Here is a 7,866-nt window from a genome sequence, read left to right on the forward strand (position 1 = left end):
AGAAACGACTGGTGAAAACTGGCTGGAAGCAGGCGGCATTGCGGGCATCAATGTTTGGGGTCTGATGGCAAACACCTATGCGACCGGTGATGTCACGGTATCTCTGTATGACCATGAGCAAGGACAGGCAGAAGACGAGACTGGCGGCGCGGCCGGTGGTCTGTGTGGTCTGGAATACGGCGAAGAGCATAACTGCTATGCAGCAGGCAACGTCAATGCCGTCAAAAAGATTGATTGCATCGGTGCACTGGCGGGTTCCTTTGTCAAGAATTCTGTAGTAAAAAACTCGTGGTACAATACACAGGCGGTTTTGAGTAATGGCGGCGAGACTATCGCAGTCAATGCGCCGTCGCAGAGTCTCAGCGGTACATCGGAAAACAACAATGGCTTTGCTGCTGGCAGTGCAGATGCCTATCGTGTCAAGACAGCACTCAACCGTGTGGTGCGGGCACAGGAATCGGATTTCTCCAATTATGGCGTGCAGGCTTCGGATCTGAACACATGGACGATGCAAAATGGCACTCTCGTACAGGGCAATACATATGTGTGTGATGGCGACAATTGTCCATCGGCATCGCTTCAGGATGTAGACAAATCGGCATGGTATCATGAAGCTGTAGATACAGCACTGGCAAGCGGAACGATGAATGGTGTCGGAAATGCGTTGTTTGCGCCGAATCAGACGCTGAATCGCGCCATGCTGGTACAGATTTTGTACAATGAAGCAGGAAATCCGGAAGTGAAAGCATCGGATGCTTTTCAGGATGTTGCTGCGGACAGCTGGTATGCAAAGGCGGTTGCTTGGGCGGCACAGAATGGCATTGTCTCCGGCTATGGAAACGGCAAGTTTGGTCCGACAGATGCTGTGACACGCGAGCAGGCAGTACAGATTTTGTATGCGTATGCACAGAAGCAGGGTGCCGATGTGTCTGCACAGGCTGATTTGGGTAGATATACCGATGCGGGAACCCTGTCTTCTTGGGCGCAGAATGCGATGCGCTGGGCTGTTGCGAAGCAGATTGTCAGCGGAACTTCACAGAGCACATTGTCTCCGCGCGGCACGACAACACGCGCACAGGCAGCACAGCTGATGATGCGGTTCTTTGAGAGTGTATAATTAGAACACAGCTTCAATTTGTGCATGAAAAAAGCCTTTCTCACAGGAGAAAGGCTTTTTAGCTTGTCTGAAATACAATTAAGCGGTAAACGCATCTGCGGATTCGTTTTGCAGAATTTCGTTCAGGTGCATGATTTGTGCGTAGGTGCCGCGGCCGTCGTGGAAGGCATTGGCGGACGCCGCTGCGAGCGACAGCTGGAAGGCTTCAATCATGTCGTGGTTTTTCTGGAAACCGGCAAGGAAACCGGCGAGCATGGAATCGCCGCAGCCAACCGTGTTGTGAACCTTGCCCTTCATCGCACTGTGATGATAGATTTTGCCGTCTTCTGTCAAAAGAAGAGCACCGGCAGCACCCATAGAGACCAAAACATTGCGGGCACCCATGCTTTGCAAGGTTTTTGCGTAACGAACAATGTCCTCTGTGGACACGGAGGACATGTCTTGGAAGAAAATATCTGCCATTTCCTGCATGTTCGGTTTGATAAGGAACGGACGATATTTCAATGTGTGCAGCAAAAGTGGACGCTTGGCATCCACAACGACATATAAATCCTTGTGGGATACGGAACGAAGGATTTCGCCGTATACATTGTCCTTTGCTCCGCGCGGTACAGAACCGGAGAGCACGATGGTGTCGCCATCTTTCAGACTTTGCAATTTTTCACACAGCGCATCAATGTCTTCCTGTGTGGCGAGCGGACCGATGCCATTAATCGAGCTTTCGATGGAATCCATCATCTGCACGTCAATACGGCTGAAACCGGTCTGAAGCGGCAGAAAATCATGGGGGATTTCATCTTTGCTCATGATTCGTTCAATTTCTGTGCCGGTAAATCCAGCGACAAATCCGAGTGCCAAGCTCGGTTCCTGCAAAATATGAAGAGCATACGCAACATTGATACCCTTGCCGCCGGGCATGAGGCTCTCGTATCCGGCGCGATTGACGCGTCCTGACTTAAAATCAGGAACTGCGACCAGATAGTCCAAGCATGGATTTAATGTAACAGTATAAATCATACAAAATGACCCTCCTGATAGAGCTAAGTAGGGGATAAAGACAAAGACATCACAAGATGCACAAAAAACGTCTTTTTTTCTCTAACATAGTATAACATATTGAATAAAGGAATGCATCGGATTTTCACGAAAGTTAACGATTTATTTGCAAATTTTTTTGTGACAAAGAAAGAAAAAATCCCGGAAAACAATTGACAGGCAACAGAAGCTATGCTATAATATTTCTTGCTTGACAAGAGAGTTTTCGATACGGAGAGGTATCGAAGTGGTCATAACGAGGCGGTCTTGAAAACCGTTTGTCCGAAAGGGCGCGTGGGTTCGAATCCCACCCTCTCCGCCACATTTTTTCTTGTGAAGACAACAGCCTTTGGAGAAGTACCCAAGTGGTGAAGGGGCTCCCCTGCTAAGGGAGTAGGGCGCGAAAGTGTCGCGAGGGTTCAAATCCCTCCTTCTCCGCCAAAGCAAAACCATCAGACCTCACGGTTTGGTGGTTTTCTTTTTTATCCTTTTTGCTCTTACGTACGGGCCAAACTTGTCTCTCCCTATGGGAGAGATGTCGCGCAGCGACAGAGAGGGCTTTGGCGCCCTCTTTGAGGGAGCTGTCATTTGCTTTGCAATGACTGAGGGAGTTTTATCCAAGATACGCATCAGATTGACTCTAAAACGTATCTGTTTGCGTGCTGCTCCTTCCGTCACGGCTGACGCCGCGCCACCTTCCTCAAGGAGGAAGGCTTTAGCCCTCTCAGTCTTGCTGCGAACCGTGCACTCTCGATCACAGATAGAAAGTTTTTATCTCCTTTTTTCAGAAAAACAGAAACAAATTTCCAGCGTCAACCAAATTATTTGAATTGTGCAAACGTTTTCTCTAAATTTATGTTGACAATTCCTAGTAGACTAGTATATAATAAGCGGGTAAGAAAAACACGGTAAACAAGTAGGAATTATATAGATACGAAAAGAAAGGCGTGAATTCTATGTCGCACGAACATCATTCTCCGGCACACATTCATAACCATCGCGCACTCATCGGCTTCGATAAGCACGGTATTCCGACCATCGTAGCAAAGGCTGACCATCAGGAAGAGACAGCAGACAGTGAAAACGCATTCATTAAGGATTACATGACCGCAGTTGCGGAATATAGAAAGACCTTCCCATCCAAGCAGGATGTCATCGACCAGACGCCGGATCCGGCAGTTCGTGAGATGATGCTCCGTGCAGAGCAGATTGGCATTGACACGGCATTTGACCGCTTTGATGCCCAGCAGCCGCAGTGCAGCTTTGGCCTGGCTGGTGTCTGTTGCAAGATCTGCAACATGGGACCGTGTAAAATCACACCGAAAAGCCCGAAGGGCGTCTGTGGTGCGGATGCTGATTTGATTGTTGCAAGAAATCTGCTTCGCTCTGCTGCTGCCGGTGCTTCTCAGCACGGTATGCACGCGCGAGAAGTGATTCTTTCTCTCAAGTGGGCAGCAGAAGGCAGACTGAATATCCCGATTATGGGACAGCAGAAAATTCGGGATACTGCCAAGAGCTTTGGTATCAAGACCGAGCACAGACAGATTAAGCATATTGCTTCGGATTTGGCAGATGCTCTGTTAGAAGATATGTCTCGTACCGTTCCGGCAGAGCACCGCACCATCAAGGCGTGTGCACCGGCAGAGAGACAGGAGGTCTGGAAGGATCTCGATATTATTCCGATCAGTGCATATCATGAAGTGTTTGAGGCATTTCATAAGTCCGGCTGCGGCACAGACGGCGATTGGAAGAGCATCATGCAGCAGTTCCTGCGCTGTGGTCTGTCGTTTACCTTCTCCGGTGTTGTCGGTGCATCCATTGCAACAGACAGCCTGTTCGGTGTCGGCGACCGCGTGACGTCTAAGGTCAATATCGGCGCACTGAAAAAGGGCTATGTCAATATCGCAGTCCATGGCCATCTGCCGACACTGGTTAGCCAGATTGTCGCCGTTGGTCAGGAAGAAAAATTTGTTGAACTGGCAAAGAGCAAGGGTGCGAAGGGCATTCAGTTCTATGGCATCTGTTGTTCGGGTCTGGCAGCCATGTATCGCTATGGCGGCGTTATCCCGCTGTCCAATGCGGTATCTGCGGAGCTGGTACTGGGTACCGGCGCGCTGGATCTGTGGGTTGCCGATGTACAGGATGTATTCCCGTCTATTATGGAAGTGGCAAAGTGCTTCAAGACAACGGTTGTCACGACCAGTGAATCGGCACGTCTGCCGGGTGCAGAGCGATTTGAATATGACCATCACCACTCTAATATTGAGCAGACTCGTGAGCTGGCAGAAAAGATTGTCATGCGTGCGATTGAAAGCTTTGAAGAGCGCCGCGGTATTCCGGTATATATCCCGCCGTATGAAGTAGATGCAGAAGTCGGCTTCTCTGTCGAGTATGTATGCAAGCGCTTCGGCAGTATGCAGCCGCTGGCAGATGCCCTGCGAGAGGGCAAGATTCTCGGCATCGTCAACATGGTTGGATGCAGCAACCCGAAGGTCCTGTATGAAAAGGCAACCGTTGATGTGGCAGATGTCCTGCTTAAGAATAATGTTCTGATTCTCACCAATGGCTGTGCGGCATTCCCGCTCATGAAGCTGGGTTACTGCAATGTATCGGCACTGGATAAGGTAGGAGACTCGATGCGCGAGTTCCTGGCACCGGATCTCCCGCCGGTATGGCATGTGGGCGAATGTATTGACAATACCCGTTCGACAGGTATTTTTGCCGGTGTAGCCGGTGCAAGCGGCCATAAGATTTGCGAGATGCCGTATGCTTTCACCTCTCCGGAATGGGGCAATGAAAAGGGTCTGGATGCGGCACTTGGCTTCCGTCTGATGGGCATCAACTCGTATCACTGTGTGGAAGCACCGATTTACGGTTCCAAGAACGTCATTGAGTTCCTGAAGGAAGGAACCAAGGAGACTTTGGGTTCGGCCATGCATGTTGATGTCGACCCGGTTGCTCTTGGCAATAAGATTGTAGAAGATATTAAGGCAAAGCGCAGAGCGCTTGGCTGGGATCAGTAACGACAACAAAATCCCTATTTGAAAGGAAGTACCGTCATGAAGAAAAGAATTCTTGCTCTGCTGCTCGCTGTGACAACAGCATTTGCGCTGACAGCGTGCGGCTCCGGCAATACTACAGCATCCAATGGAAGCGCATCGACTGCTTCCGACCCGAATTTTAAGGGAGAAACCATTAAGATTGCGTATCTGCCGATCACCCATGCACTGGCAGTATTTGAAGCAGCAGAAGAACTGAAGGACAATCCGGATGTTCGCGTAGAGCTGGTAAAGTATGGCTCTTGGACCGAGCTGATGGACGCGCTGAACACCGGCAATGTCGATGGCGCATCGGTTCTGGTTGAGCTGGCAATGAAGTCCAAGCAGGAAGGCATCGGACTCAAGGCAGTGGCTCTGGGCCATAAGGACGGCAATGTCATTGTCGCTTCCGATAAGGTACAGTCTGCGGATGATCTGAAGGGCAAGACCATTGCAATTCCGCATCGTCAGTCCTCGCACAATATTCTGGTAAATCTGGAGCTGGCAAAGGCAAATCTGACCGTCAATGACATCAAGATTACCGAGCTGGCACCGACAGAGATGCCGTCCGCTCTGGCAAGCGGTCAGATTGACGGCTACTGTGTTGCAGAGCCGTTTGGCGCACAGGCAGTCAGCCTTGGCGTCGGTCATGTACTGGATGCCTCAGAATCTCTGTGGCCGGACTCTCTGTGCTGCGCACTGGTTATGACAGATGATTATCTCAACAACCATAAGGAAAGCGCAGACAAGTTTATTGCAGCCTATAAGACCGCTGGTGCTAACCTGAACAAGGATAACGAACTGACCGTTGCCGAGCAGTATCTGGGTCAGGATGCAGATGTTCTCAAGACCTCTCTGGAATGGATTTCCTATGATGATTTGGACATCACACAGGATATTTACAACTCTCTGGTAGAGAAGGTCAAGGCTTATGGCTTGTCTGACAATCCGCCGACGTATGAAGACTTCGTTTATCAGGCATCCTAAGGAAAGCAGTGCACACCATGAAAAAACTCCTCTCTGTTAAAAATATTGTGATTTCGTTTGCCGTTCTGCTAGTCATCTGGCAGATCGGTGTAACGGTCACTGACGTCAAAGCAGCGCTGTTCCCCTCTCCGCTGCAAACCTGGAAAGCTCTTGTCGAGATGGCAGAAGACGGAACCCTGCTGCTCGGCATTGAGACCAGTATGTACCGTTTCGCTGTTGGTTATATCGTATCCGTTGTTGTAGCTGTTTTGCTCGGCTTGCTGCTGGGCTGGTTTGGCAAGGCATTTCAGTATGTCAATCCGATTGTACAGCTGCTTCGTCCAATCTCTCCGACGGCATGGATGCCATTTGTTGTTCTGTGGTTCGGCATTGGCGATGTACCGGCAATTGTGATTATCTTTATTGCCGCATTTTTCCCCGTCCTGCTGTCTACGGTGTCCGCCGTCAATGGCATTGACCCGATTTACTTAAAGGTTTCCAAAAACTTTGGCATCAAGCAGCCTGCCCTGATGTGGAAGGTCATTTTCCCGGCAGCTTTCCCGCAGATTGCCAATAGCATTCATCTGGCTCTGGGTACCTCGTGGATTTTCCTGGTAGCCGGTGAAATGGTCGGTGCACAGTCCGGCTTGGGCTATATGATTATTGATGCCCGCAACAATATTCGCGCCGATCAGTTGCTGGCAACCATGATTGTCATTGGTCTGATTGGTTTGATTCTGGATACCCTGCTCAAAAAGTTGGAAAAAGTTGTCCTTCGTTCGTGGGGAGGTGCTGCATAAATGTTTATTGAAATCAAAGATGCATCAAAGACATTTGAACAGAATGGACAGACCTTTACTGCATTGGAAGGTGTCAATTTGTCCATTGAACGCGGTGAATTTATCTGCCTGCTTGGCCCATCCGGCTGCGGCAAGAGTACGCTGCTCAATGCCATTGCTGGCTTCTCTCCGGTGACAAGCGGCAGCATCAAGATTGACGGCAAAGAAGTAACGGAGCCGTCCACCAAGTATGTGACGATTTTCCAGAATTATGGCTTGCTGCCATGGCGCACCGCGGAAAAGAATGTCGAATTGGGCTTAGAGCCGCGCGGTATTCCGAAGGAAGAGCGCAAGAAGATTGCAGAAAAATATCTCGATTTAGTTGGTCTGGTAGACTTTAAGAACAGCTATCCGAGACAGCTGTCCGGTGGTATGCAGCAGCGTGTTGCGATTGCCCGCGCTTTGGCTGTTGATCCGGAAATCATTTACATGGATGAGCCGTTCGGTGCATTGGATGCCATCACCCGTATGAAATTACAGGAAGATATTCGTAATATTTCCCGTGAGGAGAATAAGACGATTATCTTTGTCACCCATGACATTGAAGAAGCCATTTATTTGGCAGACCGTATTGTCATCATGACACCGAATCCGGGCAAGGTAAAGACAGTCGTCAACGTCAAGCTGAGAAGTGACCGCAACAGAACTGCCGATGACTTCCTCGCCGCACGAGATAAGGTGTTTGAGCTGTTCAATATGAAGCATGAAGAGGCTTCGGTTGAATATATGATCTAATTAAATGCAAAAAAATCGCTAGTTCCGAAACGGTTCTAGCGATTTTTTTGCTTTTCGCGGATGAGATAAACTTGTCTCTCCCTCTGGGAGAGATGTCGCGCAGCGACAGAGAGGGCTTTAACTAGCTATCCATCCT

Annotated in this window: 6 protein-coding genes and 2 tRNA genes; 7 read left to right on the forward strand and 1 reads right to left on the reverse strand. The window is 49.5% G+C overall.

Translation table 11 applies throughout. The features are described 5' to 3' along the window. Nucleotides 1-1,117: S-layer homology domain-containing protein (locus ACR0P9_RS04820; protein WP_432617844.1), on the forward strand; the 1,117-nt coding region annotated here is incomplete at its 5' end. A gap of 78 nt (nucleotides 1,118-1,195) precedes the next feature. On the opposite strand, the gene ACR0P9_RS04825 is transcribed toward ACR0P9_RS04820, so the two are convergent. Continuing rightward, nucleotides 1,196-2,134 carry a 1-phosphofructokinase family hexose kinase gene (locus ACR0P9_RS04825; protein WP_432617846.1) on the reverse strand — a complete coding sequence of 313 codons (939 nt, stop codon included), beginning with the start codon at nucleotides 2,132-2,134 and terminating at the stop codon, nucleotides 1,196-1,198. Nucleotides 2,135-2,385: 251 nt separating this feature from the next. Between ACR0P9_RS04825 and ACR0P9_RS04830 the strand changes: the two genes are divergently transcribed. The 6 genes from ACR0P9_RS04830 to ACR0P9_RS04855 all read left to right on the forward strand — a co-directional run bounded on the left by ACR0P9_RS04830 (nucleotide 2,386) and on the right by ACR0P9_RS04855 (nucleotide 7,730). Further along, nucleotides 2,386-2,474, forward strand: a tRNA-Ser gene (locus ACR0P9_RS04830). Between the two features lie 29 nt (nucleotides 2,475-2,503). Beyond that, a tRNA-Ser gene (locus ACR0P9_RS04835) sits at nucleotides 2,504-2,593 on the forward strand. Nucleotides 2,594-3,108: 515 nt separating this feature from the next. Next, nucleotides 3,109-5,175 carry an anaerobic carbon-monoxide dehydrogenase catalytic subunit gene (cooS, locus tag ACR0P9_RS04840; protein ID WP_432617848.1) on the forward strand — a complete coding sequence of 689 codons (2,067 nt, stop codon included), beginning with the start codon at nucleotides 3,109-3,111 and terminating at the stop codon, nucleotides 5,173-5,175. 36 nt (nucleotides 5,176-5,211) lie between these two features. Then, on the forward strand, nucleotides 5,212-6,177 hold the full coding sequence (locus ACR0P9_RS04845) for an ABC transporter substrate-binding protein (RefSeq protein ID WP_432617850.1): 966 nt from the start codon (nucleotides 5,212-5,214) through the stop codon (nucleotides 6,175-6,177). Between the two features lie 17 nt (nucleotides 6,178-6,194). Continuing rightward, nucleotides 6,195-6,956, forward strand: a complete 762-nt coding sequence (locus ACR0P9_RS04850) for an ABC transporter permease (RefSeq protein WP_432617852.1) — start codon at nucleotides 6,195-6,197, stop codon at nucleotides 6,954-6,956. Continuing rightward, nucleotides 6,957-7,730, forward strand: coding sequence for an ABC transporter ATP-binding protein (locus ACR0P9_RS04855; protein ID WP_432617854.1), 774 nt, complete (start codon nucleotides 6,957-6,959; stop codon nucleotides 7,728-7,730). Nucleotides 7,731-7,866 lie beyond the last annotated feature (136 nt).

The organism is Butyricicoccus sp. (genome assembly GCF_050872565.1).
Taxonomy (GTDB): Bacteria; Bacillota; Clostridia; order Oscillospirales; family Butyricicoccaceae; genus Butyricicoccus_A.